The 25,647-nt window shown below is 70.6% G+C and carries 23 protein-coding genes; 11 read left to right on the top strand and 12 right to left on the bottom strand.

All coding sequences use genetic code 11. The features are described 5' to 3' along the window. Nucleotides 1-128: 128 nt before the first annotated feature. The 3 genes from F1193_RS06160 (at nt 129) to F1193_RS06150 (ending at nt 3,133) form a co-directional block, all read left to right on the top strand. Nucleotides 129-1,649: a leucyl aminopeptidase gene (locus tag F1193_RS06160; RefSeq protein ID WP_150096807.1), complete on the top strand. Its 1,521-nt coding sequence runs from the start codon at nt 129-131 to the stop codon at nt 1,647-1,649. A gap of 294 nt (nt 1,650-1,943) precedes the next feature. Beyond that, a complete protein-coding gene (locus F1193_RS06155) occupies nt 1,944-2,393 on the top strand; it encodes a DNA polymerase III subunit chi (RefSeq protein WP_150096806.1) in 450 nt (149 codons plus the stop codon). A 365-nt stretch (nt 2,394-2,758) separates the two neighbouring features. Next, complete coding sequence (locus tag F1193_RS06150) at nt 2,759-3,133, top strand: hypothetical protein (protein WP_150096805.1); 375 nt, start codon at nt 2,759-2,761, stop codon at nt 3,131-3,133. A 147-nt stretch (nt 3,134-3,280) separates the two neighbouring features. Here F1193_RS06150 and F1193_RS06145 read toward each other — a convergent pair whose 3' ends face one another. The 7 genes from F1193_RS06145 to petA form a co-directional block, all read right to left on the bottom strand. Continuing rightward, nucleotides 3,281-5,164, bottom strand: a complete 1,884-nt coding sequence (locus tag F1193_RS06145) for an ABC-F family ATP-binding cassette domain-containing protein (protein WP_150096804.1) — start codon at nt 5,162-5,164, stop codon at nt 3,281-3,283. Between the two features lie 99 nt (nt 5,165-5,263). Beyond that, entirely contained in the window at nt 5,264-6,379 is a 1,116-nt protein-coding gene (locus tag F1193_RS06140; RefSeq protein WP_150096803.1) for a glycosyltransferase family 4 protein, read from the bottom strand. 582 nt (nt 6,380-6,961) lie between these two features. Next, nucleotides 6,962-7,489 (bottom strand): adenine phosphoribosyltransferase, encoded by a 528-nt coding sequence (locus F1193_RS06135; protein WP_150096802.1) that lies wholly within the window; start codon nt 7,487-7,489, stop codon nt 6,962-6,964. 64 nt (nt 7,490-7,553) lie between these two features. Next, nucleotides 7,554-8,432 (bottom strand): S-methyl-5'-thioadenosine phosphorylase, encoded by an 879-nt coding sequence (locus tag F1193_RS06130; RefSeq protein ID WP_150096801.1) that lies wholly within the window; start codon nt 8,430-8,432, stop codon nt 7,554-7,556. 92 nt (nt 8,433-8,524) lie between these two features. Next, a complete protein-coding gene (locus F1193_RS06125; RefSeq protein WP_150096800.1) occupies nt 8,525-9,385 on the bottom strand; it encodes a cytochrome c1 in 861 nt (286 codons plus the stop codon). A gap of 20 nt (nt 9,386-9,405) precedes the next feature. Next, nucleotides 9,406-10,665 carry a cytochrome b gene (locus tag F1193_RS06120; RefSeq protein WP_150096799.1) on the bottom strand — a complete coding sequence of 420 codons (1,260 nt, stop codon included), beginning with the start codon at nt 10,663-10,665 and terminating at the stop codon, nt 9,406-9,408. Between the two features lie 32 nt (nt 10,666-10,697). Continuing rightward, the gene (petA, locus tag F1193_RS06115; protein ID WP_150096798.1) at nt 10,698-11,240 is read right to left on the bottom strand and encodes a ubiquinol-cytochrome c reductase iron-sulfur subunit; all 543 of its coding nucleotides are present in this window, start codon (nt 11,238-11,240) and stop codon (nt 10,698-10,700) included. A gap of 285 nt (nt 11,241-11,525) precedes the next feature. Here petA and F1193_RS17425 point away from each other — a divergent pair, with 285 nt between their 5' ends. The 3 genes from F1193_RS17425 to F1193_RS06100 all read left to right on the top strand — a co-directional run bounded on the left by F1193_RS17425 (nt 11,526) and on the right by F1193_RS06100 (nt 13,560). Beyond that, on the top strand, nt 11,526-12,020 hold the full coding sequence (locus F1193_RS17425) for a tRNA (cytidine(34)-2'-O)-methyltransferase (protein WP_150096797.1): 495 nt from the start codon (nt 11,526-11,528) through the stop codon (nt 12,018-12,020). 16 nt (nt 12,021-12,036) lie between these two features. Further along, nucleotides 12,037-12,936 (top strand): oxygen-dependent coproporphyrinogen oxidase, encoded by a 900-nt coding sequence (gene hemF, locus F1193_RS06105; protein ID WP_425457212.1) that lies wholly within the window; start codon nt 12,037-12,039, stop codon nt 12,934-12,936. 426 nt (nt 12,937-13,362) lie between these two features. Then, on the top strand, nt 13,363-13,560 hold the full coding sequence (locus tag F1193_RS06100; protein WP_150096796.1) for a YodC family protein: 198 nt from the start codon (nt 13,363-13,365) through the stop codon (nt 13,558-13,560). A 249-nt stretch (nt 13,561-13,809) separates the two neighbouring features. On the opposite strand, the gene F1193_RS06095 is transcribed toward F1193_RS06100, so the two are convergent. From F1193_RS06095 to F1193_RS06080, 4 genes are all read right to left on the bottom strand, one after another. Then, nucleotides 13,810-15,069 (bottom strand): CCA tRNA nucleotidyltransferase, encoded by a 1,260-nt coding sequence (locus tag F1193_RS06095; protein ID WP_150096795.1) that lies wholly within the window; start codon nt 15,067-15,069, stop codon nt 13,810-13,812. Beyond that, nucleotides 15,066-15,329 carry a DUF6111 family protein gene (locus tag F1193_RS06090; protein WP_150096794.1) on the bottom strand — a complete coding sequence of 88 codons (264 nt, stop codon included), beginning with the start codon at nt 15,327-15,329 and terminating at the stop codon, nt 15,066-15,068. The genes F1193_RS06095 and F1193_RS06090 overlap by 4 nt, the downstream gene beginning before the upstream one ends. Continuing rightward, the gene (locus F1193_RS06085; RefSeq protein WP_246164166.1) at nt 15,329-15,985 is read right to left on the bottom strand and encodes a CoA pyrophosphatase; all 657 of its coding nucleotides are present in this window, start codon (nt 15,983-15,985) and stop codon (nt 15,329-15,331) included. The genes F1193_RS06090 and F1193_RS06085 overlap by 1 nt, the downstream gene beginning before the upstream one ends. 136 nt (nt 15,986-16,121) lie before the next feature. After that, nucleotides 16,122-16,745, bottom strand: coding sequence for a DUF1285 domain-containing protein (locus tag F1193_RS06080; RefSeq protein WP_483995156.1), 624 nt, complete (start codon nt 16,743-16,745; stop codon nt 16,122-16,124). Between the two features lie 166 nt (nt 16,746-16,911). Between F1193_RS06080 and F1193_RS06075 the strand changes: the two genes are divergently transcribed. From F1193_RS06075 to F1193_RS06055, 5 genes are all read left to right on the top strand, one after another. Then, nucleotides 16,912-17,916: an AAA family ATPase gene (locus tag F1193_RS06075; RefSeq protein ID WP_150096792.1), complete on the top strand. Its 1,005-nt coding sequence runs from the start codon at nt 16,912-16,914 to the stop codon at nt 17,914-17,916. Continuing rightward, nucleotides 17,913-18,851 (top strand): DUF58 domain-containing protein, encoded by a 939-nt coding sequence (locus tag F1193_RS06070; protein WP_150096791.1) that lies wholly within the window; start codon nt 17,913-17,915, stop codon nt 18,849-18,851. The genes F1193_RS06075 and F1193_RS06070 overlap by 4 nt, the downstream gene beginning before the upstream one ends. Beyond that, complete coding sequence (locus F1193_RS06065; RefSeq protein WP_150096790.1) at nt 18,851-21,700, top strand: DUF4159 domain-containing protein; 2,850 nt, start codon at nt 18,851-18,853, stop codon at nt 21,698-21,700. Before F1193_RS06070 ends, F1193_RS06065 begins: the two co-directional genes overlap by 1 nt. A gap of 232 nt (nt 21,701-21,932) precedes the next feature. Further along, on the top strand, nt 21,933-24,005 hold the full coding sequence (locus F1193_RS06060; RefSeq protein ID WP_150096789.1) for a hypothetical protein: 2,073 nt from the start codon (nt 21,933-21,935) through the stop codon (nt 24,003-24,005). Nucleotides 24,006-24,060: 55 nt separating this feature from the next. Beyond that, a complete protein-coding gene (locus F1193_RS06055; RefSeq protein WP_170263413.1) occupies nt 24,061-24,630 on the top strand; it encodes a hypothetical protein in 570 nt (189 codons plus the stop codon). Between the two features lie 92 nt (nt 24,631-24,722). Here F1193_RS06055 and F1193_RS06050 read toward each other — a convergent pair whose 3' ends face one another. Then, entirely contained in the window at nt 24,723-25,238 is a 516-nt protein-coding gene (locus F1193_RS06050; RefSeq protein ID WP_150096787.1) for a GNAT family N-acetyltransferase, read from the bottom strand. Nucleotides 25,239-25,647 lie beyond the last annotated feature (409 nt).

The raw sequence follows: 25,647 nt of genomic DNA, 5'->3' as shown, positions 1-25,647 counted from the left end.
GCGCCGATTAGAGCGCGTTTGAGGCGCGAACGGGGCGGCGGTTCCGCCCGCCATGCTGCTTTTCCGCACCTGTTGCCATTTCGGCACACCGCGCCGTATTGCTTTGGGATTCCCCGCTGGAGCGTTCCATGTCGCACATGCCCAAGATCACGTTCGCCAAGCCGCCGGCCGCCGTCGAGGACGGCATTCTCGTCGTGTTCGTCGACGACCGTCTGGAGGCGGGGCCCGCGGCCCGCGCCGTGCTGGAGCCGGCGGCCGGACTGATCGCGCGGGCCGCCGCCGCCGCCCGGTTCAAGGGCAAGCTCGCCGCGACCCTCGACGTGCTGGCCCCGGCGGGCCTCGCCGCCGAGCGGCTGATCGTGGTGGGGCTGGGTGCGGCGGAGCTGAAGCCGGCCGACCTGCTCAAGCTCGGCGGCAAGGTGATGGCCAGGCTGCCGGCCGCCGCCAAGGAGGTGACGGTGGTGCTGGAGCGGCCGGGCGGCGAGTTCACGCCGGCCGACATCGCCGAGTTCGCCCTCGGCCTGACGCTGCGCGCCTACGCCTTCGACCGCTACAAGACCAAGAAGAAGGACGAGGACGAGGAGGAGGGGCCGAGCCGCGCCCGCGTCACGCTGGCCTGCGCCGATGATGGCGCCGCCAAGAAGGCGTGGCGGGCCAGGGAGCCGGTGGCCAACGGCGTCATCCTCGCCCGCGACCTCGTCAACGAGCCGCCGAACGTGCTGCATCCGCCGGAGTTCGCCCACCGCGCCGAGGCGCTCACCAAGCTCGGCGTCGAGGTCGAGGTGCTCGACCCCAAGGCGATGAGGAAGCTCGGCATGAACGCGCTGCTCGGCGTCGCCCAGGGTTCGCAGCACGAGGCGCGCCTGGTGGTGATGCGCTGGAAGGGCACGCAGGGCGAGGGCAAGCAAAACGAAAGCAAGCCGGTCGCCTTCGTCGGCAAGGGCGTGACGTTCGATTCCGGCGGCATCTCGATCAAGCCGGCGGCGAGCATGGAGGAGATGAAGGGCGACATGGCGGGCGCCGCCTGCGTCGTCGGCCTGATGCACGCGCTGGCCGCGCGCAAGGCCAAGGTCGACGCGGTGGGCGTGATCGGCCTCGTCGAGAACATGCCCGACGCCGAGGCGCAGCGGCCCGGCGACATCGTCAAGTCGATGTCGGGCCAGACCATCGAGATCATCAATACCGACGCCGAGGGCCGGCTCGTGCTGGCCGACGCGCTGTGGTACGTCAAGGACCGCTTCAAGCCGGCCGCGATCATCGACCTCGCCACGCTGACCGGCGCCATCCTGGTGGCGCTGGGCCACGAACACGCCGGCCTGTTCGCCAATGACGACACGCTGGCCGACAGGCTCCTCGCCGCCGGCCTCGCCACCGGCGAGCGGCTGTGGCGCATGCCGCTCGGCAGCGACTACGACAAGCTGATCGACTCCAAGTTCGCCGACATGAAGAACACCGGCGGCCGCAATGCCGGCTCGATCACCGCCGCGCAGTTCCTGCAGCGCTTCGTCGACGGCACGCCGTGGGCGCATCTCGACATCGCCGGCACCGGCATGGGCGCGCCGGCCAGCGACATCAACAAGAGCTGGGGCCCGGGCTGGGGCGTGCGCCTGCTCGACCGGCTGATCGCCGACGTCTACGAGGAGAAGTGATCGTCGGCGGGGGCTGCGTTCCTTCTTCCCTCTCCCACCCGGACCGCGCTTGCGCGCGTCCGGGCGCAGGCTCTTGCGGGAGAGGCGCCGGTTCTTCCCTCTCCCCTTGCGGGAGAGGGTGCCCGAACGAAGTGAGGGCGGGTGAGGGGTGAGATCGAGCGGGCCGAAGAAACCCCTCACCCGGCTCGGACGTCGCGTTGCTCCGTCCTCGCCACCCTCTCCCACAAGGGGAGAGGGAAGACGCGCGGCTCCTGGCCGGCGGCTGTTTCGAGCCGGTCAACCGGAAACCGTACCATGACCGAGGTTCTGTTCTACCATCTGCAGCGGCGCACCCTGGAGCAGGTGCTGCCGCCGCTGCTCGCCAAGTGCCTGGAGCGCGGCTGGCGAGTGGTGGTGCAGGCGGCCTCGGACGAGCGGGTGGCGGCGCTCGACGCCCATCTGTGGACCTATGACGACGAGAGCTTCCTGCCGCACGGCCCGGCCGGCGAGCGCGACGCCGCCGACCAGCCGATCGTGCTCACCACGGCGGCCACCAACCCCAACGGCGCGAGCGTGCGCTTCCTGGTCGATGGCGCCGATCTCGACGACCCCTCGGCCTATCAGCGGGCGGTGTTCCTGTTCGACGGCCACGACGAGGATGCGGTCGCGAGCGCCCGCGGGCGCTGGACGGCGCTGAAGGCCGCCGGCCACGAGGTGACCTACTGGCGCCAGGACGAAGCCGGCCGCTGGGAGCGGAAGGGCTGATACGTCTTGCGGATGATCAGTTCAGAACGGCCGCAGGTCGTGAGCCGCCCTTACCCTCTCCCCTTGTGGGAGAGGGTGCCGAGCGATCGAAGATCGCGAGGCGGGTGAGGGGTGAAATTTCCAGAACGCGTCCGGATGAACCCCTCACCCGGCTCGACCTCGCCTTGCTCGGTCTCGCCACCCTCTCCCGCAAGGGGAGAGGGAAGGAAAGAGCCGGGATGATCTCCCGGAAACCGTCCGAGGTTGCAGCGCGGCGCCGATTGGCGCAAATCTGCCGGCCGCCCGACTGGGCGGCAATTCTCAATACGGGTCGGACGGCAATGACGGTTCGTTTCGGGTCGGTTTCTGTTGCTGGGTTGGGTGTTTTGGCGGCCGTGCTGCTCGCCGGCTGCGCCGGGGAGGGCACCGTGACGGCGCGCGGCGCGGGGGCTGCTGGCGGCAGCGGGCCGGTGCCGCCCAGCGAGCTGGTCAGCGCCGAGGGAGCGTGCGGCGACGCGGCGGCCGAGGGCAGTGCGCCAGGCAAGCTCGATTTCGGCCTCACCGAGTGCGAGGTGGTGCGGCTCGCCGGGCCGTTCGACCGGGTCGAGATCGGCGACGCCCAGGGCGTGCGGGTGGTGACGATGGTCTCGACCGCCGGCGCCCGGCCGGGCATCTACCGCTTCGAGGCCGGCCGCCTGAAATCGGTGGAAGGCGCCCCCGAGCCCGAGAAGAAGAAGGGCAAGCCGGCGCCGCGGCATTGAGCGGGCGGAGTCGTAGGGCGCAATAGCGCAGCGTATTGCGCCGAAGACGACCGCGATGAACGGTGGAATACGCTTCGCTATTCCACCCTACGGCGATATCCCCCCCCGGCCGCGCTGCGGCGATATCCCCCGGCCGCGCTGCGCGCGTCACCCGGCGGTCGCCGCCTCGTACTCCGCGGTGGCCTCCAGCCACGCCTCCTCGGCGGCGGCGAGGGCGGTTGCGGCATCCGCCCGGCGCTTCGACAGCTTCGCCGCCTTGGCCGGATCGCGGGCGTAGATGTCGCCATTGGCGAGCGTCGCGTCGATCTCGGCGATCTCGGTCTCGCGCGCGGCGATCTCCTTCTCGGCCGCCGTCACCCGCTTCTTGATGGGGGCCGCCGCCGAGCGGCGCTCGGCCGCCGAACGCCGCTCCTCCGCCCGCGACGGGCCCTTGTCGGCGGCCTGCTTCGGCGCGGCGTCGCCCGCGGCGCGCGACAGCACCAGCCTGCGATAGTCGTCGAGGTCGCCGTCGAAATTGGTCACCGTGCCGTCGGCGACCAGCCACAGCCGGTCGACGGTGGCGGCGATCAAATGGCGGTCGTGCGAAATCAGGATCACCGCGCCGGGAAAGTCGTTGATGGCGTTGGCCAGCGCGTCGCGGGCATCGACGTCGAGGTGGTTGGTCGGCTCGTCGAGCACCAGCAGATGCGGCTTGCGGAAGGTGGCGAGCCCGAGCAGGAGCCGCGCCTTCTCGCCGCCCGACAGCTTCTCGACCGGCGTGTCGGCGCGCTCCCCGGAGAAGCCGATCTGGGCGGTGCGGGCGCGCACGTCGGATTCGGCCGCTGCCGGCATCAGGGTGCGCACGTGCTGGTAGGGGCTCTCTTTGGGCCGCAGCTCGTCGAGCTGGTGCTGGGCGAAGTAGGCGATCTCCAGCTTGTCGGCGACCGTCATGCGGCCCGACAGCGGCGCGAGACGGCCGGTGAGCAGCTTGGCCAGCGTCGACTTGCCGTTGCCGTTGGAGCCGAGCAGCGCGATGCGGTCGTCGGTGTCGATGCGCAGGTCGAGGCTGCGCAGCACCGGCTTCTCAGGCGCGTAGCCGACCGAGACCGCATCGAGCGCGAAGATCGGCGGGGAGGGCAGCCGCGCCGGCGCCGGGATGGTGATCGGCAGCGATTGCTCGTCCACCATCGCCGCCAGCGGCACCAGCTTTTCCAGCATCTTCACGCGCGACTGGGCCTGCCGCGCCTTGGTCGCCTTGTAGCGGAAGCGGTCGACGAAGGCCTGCAGGTGTTTCCTCTGGTCCTCCTGGCGCTTTCTCAGCTTGGCATCCTGCATCTGCTTCTCGGCGCGCTGGCGTTCGAACGCCGAATAGCCGCCGCGCCACAGCGTCAGGCGCCCTTCGCCCAAATGCAGCGTCCAGTCGACCGCCTGATCGAGCAGGTCGCGGTCATGGCTGATGATGACGACGGTGTGGGGATAGCGGGCGAGATAGTCCTGCAGCCACAGCGTGCCTTCGAGGTCGAGATAGTTGGTCGGCTCGTCGAGCAGCAGCAGGTCGGGCTCGGCGAACAGCACGGCGGCGAGGGCCACGCGCATGCGCCAGCCGCCGGAGAAGTCCGAGCAGGGGCGCTGCTGCGCCGCCTCGTCGAACCCCAGGCCGGCGAGGATGCGCGCGGCGCGGGCCGGCGCCGAATGGGCGCCGATGTCGGCGAGCCTGGTCTCGATCTCGGCGATGCGGTGGGGGTCGGTGGCGGTGGCGCTCTCGGTGATCAGCGCGGCGCGCTCGACATCAGCCGCCAGCACCACGTCGATCAGCGCCTCGGGGCCAGAGGGCGCCTCCTGCGCCACCCGGCCGATGCGGGCACGCGGCGGCAGGGCGATGCGCCCCGAATCGGTGGGGTGCTCGCCGCAGATGGCGCGGAACAGCGTGGTCTTGCCGGCGCCGTTGCGGCCGACCAGCCCGACATGGCCGCCGGTCGGGATCTGGGCCGAGGCGTTTTCCAGGAGCACCCGGCCCGCGACGCGCAGGGTGATGGAGTCGATGGTGAGCATGACGCTCACCTCGCCCAAGCGGGCGGAGAAAGCAAGGATGATGGCGCGATGGCCTCTTCTCCGCAGAGCCCGAGGGAGGCTCCGCGGAGAAAGGGTAGGTCAGCGCGCGTGGACCTCGCCCGGCCGCACCGGCACTGCGGGCGGCGGCCACAAGGCTTCGAGGTGGGCAGGGGCGGGCAGGCGCGCCGCGCGGCCGAGGGCGCGGTAGATTTCGAGATAGTCGCTGGCCATGCGCTCGGCGGTGAAGCGGGCCTCGAAGCGGGCGCGGATGCGCCGGCGGTCGAGCGCGATCACCTCGGGCAGCGCCAGCAGCGCCTCCTCGAACGCGTCCACCAGGCGGCCGGTGATGCCGTCCTCGATCACCTCCGGCACCGAGCCGACGTGGAAGGCCAGGAGCGGCGTGGCGCAGGCCATGGCCTCGATCATCACCAGGCCGAACGGCTCGGAGCGGTCGACCGGGAACAGCAGCGCCTGCGCCTCGCCGATGAAGCGGGCCTTGTCGCGGTCGCTGATCTCGCCGACGAACTCGATGCCGCCGTCATAGGTGATCTCGGGCCGCACCACCTCGCGGAAGTAGCTCTCGTCGGACTTGTCGATCCTGGCGGCCATGCGCAGCGGCAGGCCCAGCTCGCGCGCGAGCTGGATGGCGGCGAGCGGCCCCTTCTCCGGCGACATGCGGCCGACGAAGGCGAGATAGCCGCCGCGCGGCTCGTAGGTCGGCGCGAACAGATCCTTCGGCAGGCCGTGATGGACGGTGGCGACGACGTTGGCGTCCGGGATCGGCGCGCGCTGGTGCTCGGAGACGGCGACCAGCGGCATGCCGGGGAAGCCGCGATAGAGCGCGGCGAGGTCCGGCAGATCCTGGCGGCCGTGCAGCGTCGTCACCGTGCGGTGCGGCTGGTCGTTGAACAGCGGGAAGTGCAGCACGTCGGTATGGAAATGCAGGATGTCGAAGGCGGACGCGCGGGTGCGCACGCGGTCGAGCATCAGCATGTAGTGCGGCAGCGGATCCTTGACCCTGGCGGCATGCCGCAAGCCCTCGCGCGTGCACGCCACCAGCTCGGCGCGGGTGATCGAGTCGCCGCTGGCGAACAGCGTCACCTCGTGGCCGAGGTCGACGAGGGCTTCGGTGAGGTCGTGGACGACGCGCTCGGTGCCGCCATAGAGACGCGGCGGAACGCTTTCCATCAAAGGCGCGATCTGGGCAATTCGCATGGGCACCTCGTGTTGGTCAGCTCGATGGCGACATCGAGTTGGCGGCCTGCGCACGGGTGCGCCGACCAGGGGGCAACACAGGCTCTGCCTGGGTCATCTGGTCGGTCAACGTGTCGTGGAAGGGCGGGTTCCCGGCGCCGCGCCGCCTGTCGCTGCGGCAATTTGAACCGCCGGCGCGCGGGCGGGGGCGCGTTGTCGCTTGGGCTTTGTCATCCCGGCCGAGCGTGAGCCGAGAGCCGGGATCGTTTTCCGGAGGAGGGACAACTTCCGGAACACGGTCCCGGGCTCGCGCGGCTGCGCCGCTTGCCCGGGACGACAGCGGGGGCTTTGTCATCCCGGCCGAGCGCAGCGAGAGCCGGGATCGTCATCCGAAAAAGGCACCCCTTCCGGAACACGGTCTCGGGTCGCGGGCCTGCGGCCCTTGCCCGGGACGACAGCGGGGGCTTTGTCATCCCGGCCGAGCGCAGCGAGAGCCGGGATCGTTTTCCGGAGAGGGTGCCTTTCCGGCGCGCGGTCCCGGGTCGCGGGCCTGCGGCCCTTGCCCGGGACGACAGGCTTCCGCTTGCCCGGGATGACGCGCGGTCAATGCCCCTCGAAGGCCGTGAGCGTGCGCACCGGCACGTCGAGCGCCTCGAGCTTCTGGCGGCCGCCGAGGTCGGGCAGGTCGACGATGAAGCACGCCGCCACGACATTGGCGCCCATGTTGCGCAACAGGTTGACAGCGCCGATCGCCGTGCCGCCGGTGGCGATCAGGTCGTCGACCAGGATCAGCCGCTCGCCGGCGATCACCGCATCGACGTGCATCTCCATCTCGTCGGTGCCGTATTCGAGGGCGTAGGCCATGCGCACGGTCTGGTGCGGCAGCTTGCCCTTCTTGCGGATCGGCACGAAGCCGGCCGAAAGCTGGTGGGCGACCGCGCCGCCGACGATGAAGCCGCGCGCCTCGATGCCCGCCACCTTGTCGATCTTGTCGCCGGCCCAGGGCTGCACCAGCTCGTCGATCGCCCGGCGGAACGCCTTGGCGCTGCCGAGCAGCGTGGTGATGTCGCGAAACAGGATGCCCGGCTTGGGATAATCGGGAATCGTGCGGATCGCATCCTTGAGATTCATGCTGGTTCCCCCTCGTCTTGTCGGCGCCGGCGTGCGCGGCGCGCCCCCGACATGCGTTTCCGGCTCACGCCGCCGTCAGCACGCGCCCGGCCACCGCGTCGAGCTTGCCGAGCAGCAGCGGATCGCGGGCGTCGGGCGCGGTGATGATGGCATGGTCGAGCGCCCGGTCGGAGCCGATCGGGCAGCGCTCGTGCTCGGCCGGGAAGTCGCGCGCCAGCCGCCCGGCCAGCCGCTTCGCCTTCTCGGCGTTCTCGGTCAGCACGCGGATGATGTCGGTGACGGTGACGGCGTCATGGTCGGGGTGCCAGCAGTCGTAGTCGGTGACCATGCACACGCTGGCGTAGGAAATCTCGGCCTCGCGGGCGAGCTTGGCCTCGGGCATGTTGGTCATGCCGATCACGTCGTAGCCGGCGGCCTTGTAACTGAGGCTTTCGGCCAGCGTCGAGAATTGCGGCCCCTCCATGCACACATAGGTGCCGCCCTTCACCGCTTTGATGCCTTCGGCCGCGGCGGCGGCGGCGACGCGGTCCACCAGCCTCGGCGCCACCGGGTGGGCCATCGAGACGTGGGCGACGCAGCCGCGGCCGAAGAAGGAGGAGGCGCGGCGCGTGGTGCGGTCGACGAACTGGTCGACCAGCACGAAGGTGCCCGGCGCCAGTTCCTCCTTGAAGGAGCCGCAGGCCGACAGCGACACGAGGTCGGTGACGCCGGCGCGCTTCAGGCAGTCGATATTGGCCCGGTAGTCGATGTCGGTCGGCGACAGGCGGTGGCCGACGTCGTGGCGCGACAGGAACACGATCTCGGTCGTGCCGATGCGCCCGCGCTTGAGCCTTGAGGACGGCGTGCCCCACGGGCTGTGGACGTCGATCTCCGCGACGCCTTCAAGCCCAGGCAGGTCGTAGATGCCCGAACCGCCGATGATCCCCAGCACGGCTTTGGTCATGAGAACTACTCCGCAACAACATGAAAAAGGGGCCCGTCGCCGGGCCCCTTCGTCTCGGTTCGATCACGAACGCGGCGCCGAAGGGCCGCGCATCAGGCGTGGCCCTTCACCTGCCGCCACACCGTCCATTTGGTGGCATAGAGCAGGCCGGCGAAGATCACCAGGAAGCCCAGCACGTACCAGCCGATGCGCTTGCGCACGTCGAGCGTCGGCTCGGCCGCCCACATCAGGAACGCCGCGACGTCCTTGGAATACTGGAACTGGGTTTCCGGCGTGCCGTCGCCATAGGTGATGAGGCCGTCGGCGAGCGGCGGCGCCATGCCGATGATGTGGCCGGGGAAGTACTTATTGTAGAACGAGCCGTCCGGCACCTTGAAGCCTTCCGGCGCGTCCTCGTAGCCGTTGAGCAGGGCGACGATATAGTCGACGCCGTTCTCGTTGTACTGGGTGAAGATGTCGGTGACCCACCACGGGAAGCCGCGCTGGAAGGTGCGGGCCTTGGCGATCACCGACTGGTCCGGCGGCAACGCACCATTGTGCATGACGCGGGCCGCTTCTTCGTTGGGGTACTGCGAGGGGAAACGGTCGGCGAGGCGCGGGGCACGCTCGATCGGGTCGCCCTTGTCGTTGATGTCCTTGACCTGGATCGGCCAGCCCGCGGCGATCTGCTGCACCTCGTCCAGCGGCAGTTCCGGCCCGCCCGGCTCGGCGAGGTTGCGGAAGGCCACCTTGTCGAGGGTGTGGCAGGAGACGCAGACGGTCTGGAACACCTTGAAGCCGCGCCGGAGCTGGTCCTTGTCGTATTGGCCGAGGAAGCCGGCGAACGACCACTCCTGCAGGTGCGGCGTGTCGCCTCCCGACGCCTTGGCGGGCGGGGTCGAGACCGCCAGGGAGGAGACGGCCAGGCCGAGCGCCAGGGCCAGCGGGGCGGCGAAGCGGAACTTGATGGTCATGTCGAGATCTCCCGCCCCGCTCAACGGTTCATCAGTCGGGCGTAGAGGCTCGGCCGCTCGTGGCGGAGCCTCACCGCTTCGCTGATCGACTCCGGCAGGGGCTTCGGCTTTTCGAAATAGCCGAGCGCCGGAATGATGATGAAGAAGTGGGCGAAGTACCAGGCCGTGCCGACCTGGGAGAGCGTGGGATAGATGCCTTCGGCCGGCATGGCGCCGAGCCAGCCGAGGAAGATGCAGTCCGCCACGAAGATCCAGAAGAACACCCGGTACCACGGACGGTAGGCCGCCGACTTGACCTTCGAGCCGTCGAGCCACGGCAGGAAGATCAGCACGATCAGCGCGCCGAACATCGCGATCACGCCGCCGAGCTTGTCGGGCACGGCGCGCAGGATGGCGTAGAACGGCAGCAGGTACCATTCCGGCACGATGTGCGCCGGCGTCACGCCCGGATTGGCCGGGACGTAGTTGTCGGCGTGGCCGAGATAGTTCGGCACGTAGAACACGAACCACGCGAAGGCGATGAAGCACAGGCCGATCGCGAAGGCGTCCTTGGTCAGCGCAAACGGCGTGAAGTGGACGGTGTCATCCGGCGTCTTGGGATCGACATTGTCCGGATTGGTCTGGCCGGTGACGTGCAGCGCCCAGACGTGGAGGATGACCACGCCGACGATGACGAACGGCAGGAGGTAGTGCAGCGAATAGAAGCGGGTCAGCGTCGGGTTGCCGACCGCGTAGCCGCCCCACAGCCACGTGACGATCGGATCGCCGATAAAGGGAATGGCCGAGAACAGGTTGGTGATGACGGTGGCGCCCCAGAAGCTCATCTGGCCCCACGGCAGCACGTAGCCCATGAAGGCGGTGGCCATCATCAGGATCAGGATGATGACGCCGAGGATCCACAGGATCTCGCGCGGCTCCTTGTAGGAGCCGTAATACATGCCGCGGAAGGTGTGCACATAGACGGCGAAGAAGAAGAACGACGCGCCGTTCATGTGGATGTAGCGGATCAGCCAACCGTAGTTGACGTCGCGCATGATGTGCTCGATCGACGCGAACGCCATCGTCTCATGCGGAATGTAGTGCATCGCCAGCACAACGCCGCTCACGATCTGCACGATCAGGAAGACCGCGAGAATGGCGCCGAAGGCGTAGGCGTAGTTGATGTTCTTCGGCACCGGGAACGCGACGAACTGATCGTAAATCATGCGTACGATCGGCAGGCGCGTATCGAGCCAGCGCTCGATCCCCGTGCGGGGCTGATAACTCGAATGTCCGCTCATGGCTTGGACTCTCACCTCGTCTCGCGCTTGTCTCAGGCGCTGGCACCCGCGCCGATGCGGATCTTGGTGTTCTCGACGAATTCATACGGCGGCAGCGGCAGGTTCAGCGGCGCCGGTCCCCGGCGGACGCGTCCGGCCGTGTCGTAGGCCGAGCCGTGACACGGGCAGAACCAGCCGCCCCAATCGCCCTGGTGGCCGAGCGGAATGCAGCCGAGATGGGTGCAGCTGGCATAGACCACCAGCCACTGCTCCTTGCCGGGCTTGACGCGGGCGCTGTCGGGCGCCGGATCGATCAGCGAGGCGAGGTCGGTGTTCTGCTCGTCCGCGATCTCCTTGGGCGTGCGGTGCCGCACGAAGATCGGCTTGCCGCGCCAGAACACGCGAATGATCTGGCCTTCCGCCACCGGCGAAAGATCAAGGTCGATCGGCGCCCCGGCCGCGATCGTCGCAGCGTCCGGATTCATCTGGTGAATGAAGGGCCAAGCCACTGCCGCTACGCCGACCGCCCCCATGGCGGCGGTCGCGACGTAGAGGAAATCCCGGCGAGTGGATTCGGCCGTATCGGAACTGGCCACGGTATGTCCTTTCGGTCTGTCCGAGCTGGTCGGTCTGATCGCTCCGCGGACGCGTTGCGCGATCCGCTCACTCCGAGACTCGCGCCCCCACGAGCTCTGTTGCCGAAAGCACGTTCAGCCCTGCCGGACGTCAAAGTCCGACATGGCCCGCTCCGGCAAATTTCTCATGGCATCGCCTGCCGGCCTTGTCTAGAGGGCGTGGTCGGACCATCGTCAACATTGTTTGACACTTACCTCCGCGGCGGTCCATCCGCATCCGGACAACGCCAACAGCGCTCAAAATTCTTGCACATTGCCCTGTTTCAGCCCGACATTCCGCAGAACGCCGGCACGCTGGCGCGCCTTTGCGCCTGCCTCGGCGTGCCGCTCGCCATCATCGAGCCGGCCGGCTTCCCCACCGGCGACCGCGCCTTCCTGCGCGCCGGCATGGACTATCTCGATCTCGCCGCGATCGCCCGCCACGCCTCGTTTTCGGCATTCGAGAGCTGGCGCCGGTCGGCGGGTCATCGCCTTGTGCTGTTTACCACGACGGCAGATCGTTCGTTCGTCGACTTCACATTCGCGGCGGGGGACGTGCTGCTGTTCGGGCGCGAGTCCGCCGGCGTGCCCGATCACGTGCACGCCGCCGCCGATGCGCGGCTGATCATCCCGATGGTGGGCGGCGTGCGCTCGCTCAATGTGGCGGTGGCGGCGGCGATGGCGCTCGCCCTGGCGCTGCGCCAGACCGGCGGCTTTCCGCCGGCCGTTGACGGCGGGCCGCCGACGCTTGAGCATGGCTGAGAACCAGGAGGCCCGGATGGCTGTGGATGCCGCGGAACTGGAGACGCGAAAGGACCGCGCCAAGGCGTGGTTCGAGGAATTGCGCGAGCGCATCTGCCTCGCGATCGAAGACCTCGAACAGGAGGCGCCGGGGCCGTTCGCGCCCGAGGGCGCGCGGCCGGGCCGGTTCGAGCGCACGCCGTGGGCGCGCACCGACCATTCGGGCGCGCCGGGCGGCGGCGGCGCGATGTCGATGCTGCGCGGGCGCGTGTTCGAGAAGGTCGGCGTCCATGTCTCGACGGTGTTCGGCGAATTCGCGCCGGAGTTCCGCTCCGAGATCCCCGGGGCGGAGGCCGATCCGCGCTTCTGGGCCTCGGGCCTGTCGCTGATCGCCCATCCCCTGAATCCGCATGTGCCGACCGCGCACATGAACACGCGTTTCGTTGTCACCTCGAAGGCGTGGTTCGGCGGCGGCTCGGATCTGACGCCGATGCTGGCCCGCCGGCGCAGCCAGGACGATCCCGACACCCGCGCCTTCCACGCCGCCATGCGGCAGGCGTGCGACATCCACGCGGGGGTGGCAAACTACGACAAGTTCAAGATGTGGTGCGACGACTATTTCTTCCTCAAGCACCGCAACGAGCCGCGCGGCGTCGGCGGCATCTTCTTCGACTGGCTCGACAGCGGCGGCTGGGACGCCGATTTCGCCTTCGTGCGCCGGGTCGGCGAGGCGTTTCTCGCCGCCTATCCGCCGATCGTGCGCACCAACTGGGCGACGCGCTGGAGCGCGGCCGAGCGGACCGAACAGCTTCAGCGGCGCGGCCGCTATGTCGAGTTCAACCTGCTCTACGACCGCGGCACGCTGTTCGGGCTCAAGACCGGCGGCAATGTCGACGCCATCCTGTCGTCGATGCCGCCGATGGTGGCGTGGCCGTGAGCCCGCGAGGCGGCCGGGCCGGCCAAGGGCTGCGCGCACGGGGACGCCACGCTCAAGGGCGGCAAGCTCAAGGTTGACCCTTGCCTGCCGGCGCGATGGCGAACAGCATCAGGGCCGAAGGCTGTCGACGGCGATTCGCCGCCGGCAGGCCCATTCGCGGCAGGCCCGTTCGCGGCAGGCCCGTTCGCGGCAGGTCGGAGACGATCCTCGCGAGCCGGTCTGCGCGAGCCGATGGTCGCGAACCGGCCATCGAGAGGTGACAAGGTGGCGGCGCCGTTGACTGCCGGAAGAGACTGTTCGGATCGAGCATTCTCCGCAAGAGCTTTTACCGGTCTTGCGAAAGAGAATGTAAAAAAAGCAAGAGCTTAGAGTATCTGCCCGTTCATTGTGGCCGGCAGATGCTCTAGACTACCAGGAGAGATCGTCATGAAGTTCGAAATCGGTGATATCGCCCAGCTCAAATCGGGTGGCCCGCTGCTGACCGTCAGTGGCGTGGAGAAGAACGCCATCCAGTGCGTGTATTTCGCGGATGAGATCGGCGAGTTCCGCACCTATGATTTTTCGCCGGCGCTGCTCGTCCACGTCGAGATCGAGGACGCCGAGGAAGTAGAAGAGGAAGACTGAACGCGCCGCAGAGCTGAGCGCCCCGGTTGTTTCATACGGCTTTCGGGTGAGCAACCTGACCTCTTCTTCCCTCTCCCCTTGTGGGAGAGGGTGCAGAGCGATCGTCAGATCGCGAGGCGGGTGAGGGGTGAATCTTCCAGCAAATGCCGTATGTACCCCTCACCCGGCTCAACCTCGCTGACGCTCGGTCTCGCCACCCTCTCCCGCAAGGGGAGAGGGAAGGAAGGATCGAGCCGCTCCGCCGCCCCGTCACTCCGGGGAACCCAGCCCCGCCGCCGCGCCGACGATGCGGCCGATCGCGTCCGGCGCCAGCGGAAAGCCCGCGGCGATCCAGGCCGCCTCGGCCTGCGCCAGCGCCCGCCCCAGCGCCGGGCCGGGCTTCAGGCCGCGGGCCATCAGGTCGGCGGCCTTGATCGGGCAGGGCGGCGGCGTCCAGCGCTGCGGCAGGTCGAGCCGGTCCGCCCAGCCGGGCGCGGCGGCGGCCTCGCCCGACAGCGCGAGGGCGGCGAGCACGACGTCGCGATAGTCCGGCGCGCCCAGCCGGTAGAGAAGCGTGCGGGCCTCGACCACGGTCATGGCCGCGGCATGGCGCCAGTGCGCGGCAATCCGCGTCAGCCGCCTCGTCTCGTCATTGGCGAGGCGCAGCCGGTCGTGCAGACGCGCCGCGTCCTCCTCGATGCGCACCGCCAGCACCGCCAGCCGCCGCACCGGATCGGGCGCGAGGCCGCGCGCCGACTCGATGGCGGCGAGGCGGGAAAAGGCTGCTGCGTCGGCGATGCCGCCGAGCACGGCGTGGATCAGCCCGGTGTCGGCCATCACTTCTAGCGTGGCGCCGGCGCCCGCGGCCTTGAACAGCTTCAACAGTTCCAGCCGGATGCGCTCGCGCGACAGCTTGGCAAGCCCCGCCCGCTCGGCGAGGCAGGCGGTGAGGCCCGCGGCGTCCGGCGCGCCGACTCCATAGCCGGCGTGGAAGCGGAAGAAGCGCAGGATGCGCAGATAGTCCTCGCGGATGCGGGTGACCGGATCGCCGATGAACCGCACCCGGCGCCGCGCCAGATCGTCGAAGCCGCCGATCGGGTCATAGACGTGGCCGGTACGGTCGGCCGAGAAGGCGTTGATGGTGAAGTCGCGCCGGCGGGCGTCGGCCTCCCAGTCGCGGCCGAAGGCGACCATGGCGCGCCGTCCGTCGGTCTCGACATCCTGGCGCAGAGTCGTCACCTCGATGCCGACGCCATCGGCCACCACCGTCACCGTGCCGTGGTCGAGGCCGGTCGGCACCGGCTTCAGCCCGGCGGCGTGGGCGCGCCGCGTCACCTCGTCCGGCGTCGCGGTGGTGGCGATGTCGATGTCGCCGGGCGGCTGGCCCATCAGGGCGTTGCGCACCGCGCCGCCCACCACCCGCGCCTCCTCGCCGTCGCGGTCGAGCATTGCCAGCACCCGCGCCGCCGGCCCGTCGAACAGCCAGGCGGCGCCGGCCAGCGAGGGCACGAGGGCGGAGGAGGGGGTCATTTGAACCGGCCCGGCACCACCCGGCCGTCTTCCAGGTGGGGCGGAATGTAGGTCGAGCCGGCGGGCGCCCGCTCGAACTGGGTGAGCAGCAACAGGCCGGTCACGGTCAGGATCACCGCCAGCCCGCCGCACCACACCAGCACCGGCACGGTCCAACTCTCGGCGGAGCGCAGCGGCCGGCGGCGAATGGCGAGATAGATCGCGTACGCCGCGAACGGGGCGAGGAACAGGCCGGCCTGGATGAGAAAGGTTCGGAGCATCAGCGGTAGACCCGTTCCCAGAGGTTTCGGAGAATTCCGGCGGTGACGCCCCAGATATAGCGGTCGCCGAACGGCATGGCGTAGTAGGTACGCTCCCGGCCTTTCCACAGGCGCGAATGCTGCAGGTGGTGGGCCGGCTCCATCAGGAAGGCGAGCGGCACCTCGAACGCCTCGTCCACCTCGCGCGGGTTGATCATGAGCTCGAAGGGCGGCCGCACCACCGCCACCACCGGCAGGATGCGAAAGCCGGTGCGCGACAGATAGGTGTCGAGCAGCCCCAGGGGGGCGACGCGGGCGGGGTCGAGCCCGATCTCCTCTTCGGCCTCGCGCAGCGCGGTGGCGATCGCGGTTTCGTCGGTCGGGTCGATCTTGCCGCCGGGGAAGGCGATCTGGCCGGGGTGTTCGGGCAGCGCCAAGGAGCGCTGGGTGAGCAGCACGGTCGGCTCGGGGCGGGCGATCACCGGCACCAGCACGGCGGCCGGGCGTGGCGGCGGGCTGCCGGGGGGCATGGCCATCGACGGGTCGAGGTCGTGGTCGCCGCGGATCGCCGCCGGCCCGGCATGGCCGGCGCCCGCCGGCAGCGGATGAAGGCGGGTCTCGACCCGCCTCAGGAAATCGGTCAGCAGGTCGGCTTCTCTCAGGTAAATATCGCTCACATCAACTCCGCGATCATACGGTTTCCGGATGATCCCTTCGGGATTCCGGAAACGATCTCGCCGAAGAATCCCTGATCTGGAGAGGATTTTTCGGCGGTCGGCATGGGGTTCTCCGGCCGATCGGCGCGAGACCCTATCACGTTGGCTCGGCGATCTCGGAGGCCCGTGCCATGGCGAAGAAGCCGCCGCCCGAGGCGATGCCGAACATCGCCTGGCCTTCGACCGGCTGCTCCTCGCCCAGGGCCACGAGGTCGTAGAACAGCGGCCGGGTCAGGCGCGCCCACAGGCCGCGGCGCACGTGAAGATAGGGCTTCAGCCCGCCGCCCGCCCCGGTCTCGAAGCGCAGGGGATGGTCCGGCCCGCAGCGCACCACGTCGTCGACATTGGTGCGGAACACCAAAGTGCGCGGGCCGTTGGCGTCGTCCACCGCCATCTCGACCGCCAGGAAGGGAGAGTCCTCGACCGCGATCCCGCATTTCTCGGCGGGCGTCACCAGAACATAGCGCTCGCCCTCGCGCTTGAGGATGGCGGCGAACAGCTTCACCAGCGCCGGCCGGCCGATCGGCGAGCCCTGGTAGTACCAAGTGCCGTCGCGGCCGATGCGCATGTCGATGTCGCCGCAGTCGGGCGGCGACCACGCCTCGAGCGGCGGCAGGCCCCTGGCGGCGCCGGCCGAACGCATCAGCGCCTCCAGCCCGCCGGGGGCGGGGGCGTCCGAGGGGGGCGGCGGCGGTTTCCCTGGTTCCATCATCCGTGTCATGGTCAACCTATGTACCTGCTTCGCCTGTACCTGCTTCACCTTTCTCGCGACAACGTGATCCCCGCATGTCAGCTTCGACCGCATTCACGGATAACGTAGTCTCGAACCCGACGGACCGAAGGCGGGGCGCGTTTCGCCCAGGTTGCGACAAGCGGAGATGATGCCGATGCCGGCCGACACGACCGAAAGCCTGGATGCCCTGGTGGTGCGTGCCGCCGAAAGCACGGCCAACCATGTACGCTCCGCCCGCGCCGCCATCGGCCAGGTGATCTTCGGCCAGGAGACGGTGGTCGAGCAGGCGCTGATCACCATCCTGTCGGGCGGCCACGCGCTGCTGGTCGGCGTGCCGGGCCTCGCCAAGACCAAGCTGGTCGACACGCTGGGCCTCGTGCTCGGGCTCGACGCCCGGCGCGTCCAGTTCACCCCCGATTTGATGCCCTCCGACATTCTGGGCTCGGAGGTGCTGGAGGAGAGCGCCACCGGCAAGCGGTCGTTCCGCTTCATTTCGGGGCCGGTGTTCGCCCAGTTGCTGATGGCCGACGAGATCAACCGCGCCAGCCCGCGCACCCAGTCGGCGCTGCTGCAGGCGATGCAGGAGTATCACGTCACCATCGCCGGCCAGCGCCACGATTTGCCCAAGCCCTTCCACGTGCTGGCCACCCAGAACCCGCTGGAGCAGGAGGGCACCTACCCGCTGCCCGAGGCCCAGCTCGACCGCTTCCTGATGCAGATCGACGTCGACTATCCCGACCGCGAGGCGGAGCGGCGCATCCTGTTCGAGACCACCGGCGCCGAGGAGACGCGGGCGCACGCGGCGATGACCGCCGAGGACCTGATGGCGGCGCAGCGCCTCGTCCGCCGCCTGCCGGCCGGCGAGTCGGTGGTGAACGCGGTGCTCGACCTCGTGCGCTCGGCCCGGCCGGGCGTCGAGGGCGGCTCGCCGCTCGCCTCCGCCATCGCCTGGGGGCCGGGGCCGCGCGCCTCGCAGGCCTTGATGCTGGCGGTGCGCGCCCGGGCGCTGCTCGACGGCCGCTTCGCGCCCTCGGTCGACGACGTGCTGGCGCTGGCTGAGCCGATCCTCAAGCACCGCATGGCGCTGACCTTCCAGGCCCGCGCCGAGGGCGAGACGCTGGCCGGGGTCATCGCCAAGCTGAAAGCAAGGATCGGATGACCGGCGCGACACGCCTTGAGGCCGCGCTGCGCCCGGCCGTCCAGGAGGCGGTGGGGCTGGCTGCGAGCCTGCCGCGCCTCGTGCTGGAGGCCCGCCGCATCGCCCAGACCGTGGTGCACGGCCTGCACGGCCGCCGCCGGGCCGGCTCGGGCGAGAATTTCTGGCAGTACCGCCGCTTCGCCGATGGCGAGCCGGCGATGCGGATCGACTGGCGGCGCTCGGCCCGCGACGACCATCTCTATGTGCGCGAGCAGGAATGGGAGGCCGCCCACACCGTGTGGATCTGGCCCGACCGCTCGCGCTCGATGGCCTTCGCCTCCAAGGGGGTGGCCCAGACCAAGGGCGAGCGGGCGCTGGTGGTGGCGTTCGCGCTGGCCGACCTCCTGGTGCGCGGCGGCGAGCGGGTCGGCATGCCCGGCGTGATGCGCCCCACCGCCAGCCGCAACGTCATCGAGCGCATGGCCGGCGCCCTGCTGCATGCCGGCGACGGCGCCGAGAGCCTGCCGCCGCCGTTTGCCGCGCAGCGGCTGTCCGAGGCCGTGATCCTGTCCGACCTGTGGGAGCCGCGCGACACCATCGCCGCCGCCGTCGACCGCCTTGCCGCCCAGGGCCTGCATGGCCATCTGGTGCAGATCGTCGATCCGGCCGAGGAGACCTTCCCCTATGCCGGCCGCGTCGAGTTCCACGAGGAGGAGGCGGGCCTGACGATCACTGCCGGACGCGCCGAGAGCTGGCGGGGCGACTATCAAATCCGCCTCGCCGCCCACCGCGAGGGGCTGAAGGCCACGGCGCTGGCGCACGGCTGGACCTTCGCCGTCCACCGCACCGACCGGCCGGCGAGCGAGCTGCTGCTGGCGCTGCACGCCCGCATGGGCGAGGGCCGCCCGGTGGCTGGCCGCCGCGTCGCGACGCTTGAGACGGCGGAGCCCGCCTGATGCTGCCGCTCGCCTTCGCCTCGCCTGCCCTGCTTCTTGCGCTCGCCGCGCTGCCGCTGTTGTGGTGGCTGCTGCGCTTCGTGCCGCCGCGGCCGCGCCGCGTCGCCTTTCCGCCGGCCCGCCTGCTGCTCGACGTCGAGCCGAAGGAGGAGACCCCGGCGCGCTCGCCCTGGTGGCTCTTGCTGCTGCGCCTGCTGCTCGCCGCGCTGGTGATCCTCGCCGCCGCCGGCCCGGTGTGGAACCCGCCGCCGGCAACCCGGCAGGCGGCCGGGCCGCTGGTGCTGCTGATCGACAATGGCTGGACCGCGGCCGCAAGCTGGGAGCGGCGGATGGCCGCGGCCGAGGCCGCCATCGCCGAGGCCGAGGCGGGCGGGCGCGGCATCGCCGTGGTGCCCACCGCCGAGCCGCTGCGCGAGGCCTCCATCCGCACGCCGAGCGAGGCGCGGGTGCGCCTGCGCGCCGTCAGGCCGCAGCCCTTTACGCCCGACCGCCGCGCCGTCCTGCCGGGGCTTGAGAAGCTGCTCGGCACCGCCGGCGAGGCCGGGCTGGTGTGGCTGTCGGATGCCGCCGACACGGGCGACGGCGCGGCGTTCGTCACCGCGCTCGGCCGCATCGCCGAGGGCCGGCCGGTCACCGTGCTGGCCGGCGGGCTGCCGCCGGCCCGGGCGCTGGCGGCTGCCGCCAATTCCGGCGCCGGCCTCAGCGTCACCGTGCTGCGCGCCAATGCGGCGGGCGAGACGTCGGGCATCGTGCGGGCCGTGGATCTCAAGGGCCTGCCGCTCGGCCAGGCGGTGTTCGTGTTTCCGGGCGGGGCGCTGGAGACCGCCGCGACCTTCGACCTGCCGATCGAGATCCGAAACGACATCGCCCGGCTGGAGATCGCGGGCGAGCGCTCCTCCGGCGCAGTGCAGCTTCTCGACGAGCGCTGGCGGCGGCGCACGGTCGGCATCGTCACCGGCTCGACCGCCGACACCGCCCAGCCGCTCTTGGCCGGCGGCTTCTATCTCGGCCGCGCCATCGAGCCGTTCGCCGACGTGCGGCTCGCCGAGCGCACCTCGCCGAGCGAGGCGGTGGACCGCTTCGTCGACATGGGCCTGCCGCTGATCGTGCTGGCCGACGTCGGCACGCTCTCCGGCGATGCGCGCGATGCGCTGCTCCGCTGGGTCGAGACCGGCGGCATCCTGGTGCGCTTCGCCGGCCCGCGGCTCGCGGCCGGCGCCGACGAGCTGCTGCCGGTGCGGCTGCGGCCCGGCGGGCGGGTGCTGGGCGGCAAGCTCTCCTGGGAGCAGCCGCAGAAGATCGGCGGCTTTGCCGCGGAGGGGCCGTTCGCCGGCCTTCCGGTGCCCACCGACGTCACCATCACCCGGCAGGTGCTGGCCGAGCCCGATGGCCTGCTGTTCGAGCGCACCTGGGCGGCGCTGACCGACGGCACGCCGCTGGTTACCGGCAGCAGGCACGGCAAGGGCGTCGTCGTGCTGTTCCACGTCGCGGCCGACACCTCATGGTCGGACCTGCCGCTGTCGGGCACCTTCGTCGAGATGCTGCGGCGGATCGTGGCGCTCGCCGGCTCCGGCGCCGGCCCAGCCAAGGGCGCGGGCACGGCGGCCGCCACCGGCGAGGCCGGCGCGGGCGCGACGGCGGCCGGGACCGTGCCGCCGGCCCGCCTGCTCGACGGCTTCGGCGCCTTCCAGCCGCCGGGCGCTGCGGCCAAGCCCTTGCCGGCCGGCTTCCGCGGCCGCGGCACGCCGGACAATCCGCCGGGCTTCTACGGCGTCGCCGAGGCGCTGGTGGCGGTCAACACGCTGGCGCCGCAGGACCGCCTCGCGCCGCTCGATCTCGCGCCGCTCGATGCAACGGTCGAGGCCTATCGGGCCGGCGATCCGATCGACCTGCGCCGGCACGTGCTGGCTCTGGCCTTCGGCCTGTTCCTGCTCGATGCGCTGATCGTGCTGGCGATGGCCGGCGGACTGGCGCGGCTGGGTGCGGCGCGGCGGGCCTCGGGCATCGCGGTGCTGATCGCGGCGGCGCTCGCGCTCGGTGCCGGCGACGTGAAGGCGCAAGGGGCGAAGGCCGCGCCGCCGCCGCCATCGGTCGATGAGTTCGCGCTGCACGCCGCGGCCAAGACGCGGCTCGCCTATGTCGTCACCGGCGATGCCGAGGTCGACCGCATCTCGCGCGCCGGGCTGGAGGGGCTGTCGCGCTTCCTCGCCCAGCGCACGGCGCTGGAATCGGCCGAGCCGATCGGCGTCGATCCGGCGCGCGACGAATTGGCGTTCTTTCCGCTGCTCTACTGGCCGGTGGCGCCGGGGGCGAAGACGCCGTCGCCGGAGACTTTGGCGCGCATCGATGCCTTCATGAAGAATGGCGGCACCATCCTGTTCGACACCCGCGATGCGCTGGAGGCGGCGCCGCTGGAGCGCGGCGCGGCGACGCCGGGCATGGCCGGGCTGCGCACCATCCTGTCGGCGCTCGACATTCCGGCGCTGGAGCCGGTGCCGCGCGATCACGTGCTGACCAAGTCGTTCTACATCCTGCGCGACTTTCCCGGCCGCTACGCCTCCGGCCAGCTGTGGGTGGAGGCGCTGCCGGCGGCGAGCGGCGACGAGGATGCGCGGCCGGCGCGCTCGGGCGACGGCGTGTCGCCGATCCTCATCACCTCGAACGATCTCGCCGGTGCCTGGGCGATCGAGCGCAGCGGCGAGCCGATGCTGCCGCTGGTGCCGGGCGACCTGCGCCAGCGCGAGTTCGCCTACCGCGTCGGCGTCAACATCGTGATGTACGTGCTGACCGGCAGCTACAAGGCCGATCAGGTGCACATCCCGGCGCTGCTGGAGCGGCTGGGGCAATGACGATGTTTCGCGGCGATCGGCTCGGAAGCCGCGCCGGCCGGGCGCCGCGCGCTCTTGCCCTCTCCCCTTGCGGGAGAGGGTGGCGAGGACTGAGCGACGCGAAGTCCGAGCCGGGTGAGGGGTTGCGCCTTGAATTCACCCCTCATCCGCCCTCGCTTCGCTCGGGCACCCTCTCCCGCAAGGGGAGAGGGAAGACGGCCAATCGCCGGGAAACCGCAATGAGGCGCGCTGAATGAATCTGGGCATCGCCTTCTCGCCGCTGGTGCCGCTGCCCTGGCTCTATGTCGCCATCGCGGCGGCCGGCATCGTCGCGCTGCTGCTTGTCGTCAGCCGCACGCGCGGCGCGGCGTTCCGGGCGCTGGCGCTCGGCCTCGCGGTGCTGGCGCTCGCCAATCCGGCGCTGACCCACGAGGAGCGCGAGCCGCTGCCGGCGGTGGTGGCGGTGGTGGTCGACAAAAGCCCGAGCCAGAATTTCGGCGAACGCCGCGCCGAGACCGAGGCCGCGCGCGCCGAGCTCGCCGAGCGCCTCGCGCGGCTGCCCAACACCGAGGTGCGCTGGATCGACGGCGGCGAGGGCGACGGCGAGAGCGACGGCACGCGGCTGTTCGAGGCGCTCGAAAGCGGGCTCGCCGACGTGCCGCCCGAGCGCATCGCCGGCGCCATCCTGATCACCGACGGCCGCGTGCACGACGTGCCGGCGCAGGCCTCGGCGCTGGGCTTCAAGGCGCCGCTGCACGCGCTGGTCACCGGCCGGGCCGGCGAGCGCGACCGCCGCATCGCCCTGGTGCAGACGCCGCGCTTCGGCATCGTCGGCCAGTCGCAGACCGTCGCCTTCCGCGTCGAGGACGAGGGCACGCCGCCGGGCGGGCGGGCCACCGTCACCATCCGCCGCGACGGCGACCTGATCGGCATGCTGGTGGCGACCACCGGCGAGGTGGTGCGCATCCCGGTCGAGATCACCCATGCCGGGCCCAACATCGTCGAGATCGAGGCGACGCCGATCGAGGGCGAACTGACGCCGCTCAACAACCGCGCCGCCATCGCCATCGACGGCGTGCGCGAAAAGCTGCGGGTGCTGCTGGTCTCCGGCGAGCCGCATGCCGGCGAGCGCACCTGGCGCAACCTGCTGAAGTCCGACGCCGCGGTCGATCTCATCCACTTCACCATCCTGCGCCCGCCCGAGAAGCAGGACGGCACGCCGATCAACGAGCTGTCGCTGATCGCCTTTCCCACCCGCGAGCTGTTCCAGCAGAAGATCGGCGATTTCGATCTCATCATCTTCGACCGCTACACCCAGCAGGGCGTGCTGCCGCTGCTGTATTTCGAAAACATCGCCCGCTATGTGCGGGGCGGCGGCGCGGTGCTGGTGGCGGCGGGACCGGACTACGCCAGCTCCGACTCGATCTTCCGCACGCCGCTGGAGGGCGTGCTGCCGGCCGAGCCCACCGGCAACGTCACCGAGAAGCCGTTCCACGCCCGCCTGACCGAGGCCGGCCGCCGCCACCCGGTGACGCGCTCGCTCGACGGCGCGTCGTTCGACCCGCCGCGCTGGAGCCGGTTCTTCCGGGTGGTCGACACCCACGCCACGCCGGGGTCGGCGACCCTGCTCGGCGCGCCGGAGGAGCGGCCGGTGCTGGTGCTGGCGCGCGAGGGCGAGGGCCGGGTGGCGCTGATCCTGTCCGACCACATCTGGCTGTGGGCGCGCGGCTATGAGGGCGGCGGGCCGCACCTCGATCTGCTGCGCCGGCTGTCGCACTGGCTGATGAAGGAGCCCGAGCTGGAGGAGGAGCGGCTGCGCCTCCTGGTGCGCGGCCGCGGCCTCCTGGTCGAGCGCCAGAGCATGACCGACGCCGTGCCGCCGGTGACGCTGACCTCGCCGTCCGGCCAGGCCCGCACGGTGACGCTGGCGAGCGCCGAGCCCGGCATCTGGCGCGCCGAGGTGGAGGCGCGCGAGCTTGGCCTGTGGCGGGCGAACGACGGCACGCTGTCGGCGCTGGTCAATGTCGGGCCGATCAATCCGCGCGAGGTGTCCGAGGTCACCAGCACCACCGAGGTGCTGGCGCCGATCGCCAAGGCCACCGGCGGCGGGGTGATCCGCATCGCCGCCAAGGATCGCGTCGAGCTGCCGCGCGTGCTGGCGATCCGCGGCACGGACCGCTTCGCCGGCAATGACTGGATCGGCCTCAGAACCCGCGACGCCCATACGGTGACGGGGCTCACGCTGTTCCCGGTGCTGGCGGGCCTCGCCGGCCTGCTGCTGCTGCTCGCCGCCTTCACCGCGGCGTGGGTGCGGGAGGGGCGGTGATGACCTCGCGCTGGCCGTTCACGATTGCGCCACGGCTCGAGACTACAGGCTGGGCATGCAAATCCGGCGCATGGCTTTGTACATCTTCTTCGGCGCCTTCCTCCTGATACTGGGAGCAGGCATGGCCGTCGTGTGGGAGATCCACACGTCTCGGCCGACCTTCGACCGCGCCGATCCCGACTACGGCGCGTTTGCCGAGCGCTTCGCGCAGGCGGCGCGAGCGCTCGACGACGGACGGGCCGCGAGCGTCAACCTCGCGCCGGCGACCGGCGGCGCATGGCGGACCGCCTGCCTGTTCGGTGGCTATACTTGGCCGATCGAGGAGATGGAGCGGCGCGGCGCCTCGATCCGCGACGCCGACCGGCAGAGCCTGGCCGAGCCGGGCGGCCTCCGCCTCACGCCGGTCGAGGAACACGAAGTGCTTGTCTCGATCGTGGACGAAGCGGGGAATGCCCGCTTCATCCATTTTGACCATGGCCTGAACTCGCACGGGCAGCACTTCCAGGCGTGCGTGACGCGGCCGGAGACCTTTGTGACCATCGACGCCGCGACCGGGACCTACGGTTCTATGTCCCGACCGGCCGCCTTGCCGCCCTGGACACCCCCTCGAACGCACCCTCCGTGAGCTCGGCGATCAGCGGGCAGGGAGCATGGCGGAATACGCTTTGCTATTCCATCCTACCGTGTTCGGCTTCACGCCGTCCGGGACGGCGCGAATTACGCTGCCGCGGCCCCGTACGCCGGCCGCGCCGGGCCCGACACGCCCTCGAAGGCGCCGTCCTCAAGCTCGGCGATCAGGATGCGGTCCTTGTCGACCGGGCCGGGCATGATCACCCGGCCGCGCGGCACGCGCTTGAAGCCGAGCTTGGCATAATAGGGCTCGTCGCCGACCAGCAGCACCAGCCGGTGGCCGAGGGTGCGCGAGGCGTCGAGCGCGCGGGCCACCAGCGCGCCGCCGATGCCGCGCGAGCGGAAGTCGGGATCGACGGTGAGCGGCCCCAGCACCAGCGCTGGCGTCGCGCCGATGGTGATCGGCGACAGCCGCACCGAGCCCACCAGCAGCGTGCCGACGCGGGCGATGAACGACGCCGCGGCGACGTGGGGCACGCCCTCGCGCAGACGGAAGGCGGCGCGCACATAGCGGCCGGGGCCGAAGGCGTGGTCGTTCAGCCGTTCGACGGCCGGGGCGTCCTCGGGCGATTCGGACAGGATGGCGATGGAGAGCTGGGTCATGGCATGCCGCATATCACAGGGGGCGGGGGCGCTCGACTCGGACGCATGGCGGGTGGCGAGCCTCTTACTTTCCCTCTCCCCTTGCGGGAGAGGGTGGCGAGACCGAGCAGAGCGAGGTCGAGCCGGGTGAGGGGTACACTCGGCGCATGCTGGAAGGTTCACCCCTCACCCGCCTCGCGATCTTCGATCGCTCGGCACCCTCTCCCACAAGGGGAGAGGGAAGAAAGAAGCCGAGCCGATCAGCCGGAACTCCTATCACAGCCGGCGGGGGCGCTTAAGCCCGGGGGCGCCGGCATACAGGGCGATCGGGTGAAGAAAGGCGTGACAAGGTCCTGAAGTGCTGAATCTGTCGGTTCCTTCGATTCGGATGCGGAGGATGGGCGATGGAGCCAGCGGAACCGGACTTTGC

It is taken from the genome of Blastochloris sulfoviridis (assembly GCF_008630065.1).
Taxonomy (GTDB): Bacteria; Pseudomonadota; Alphaproteobacteria; order Rhizobiales; family Xanthobacteraceae; genus Blastochloris; species Blastochloris sulfoviridis.
This window is presented reverse-complemented; position numbering and strand designations above follow the sequence as displayed.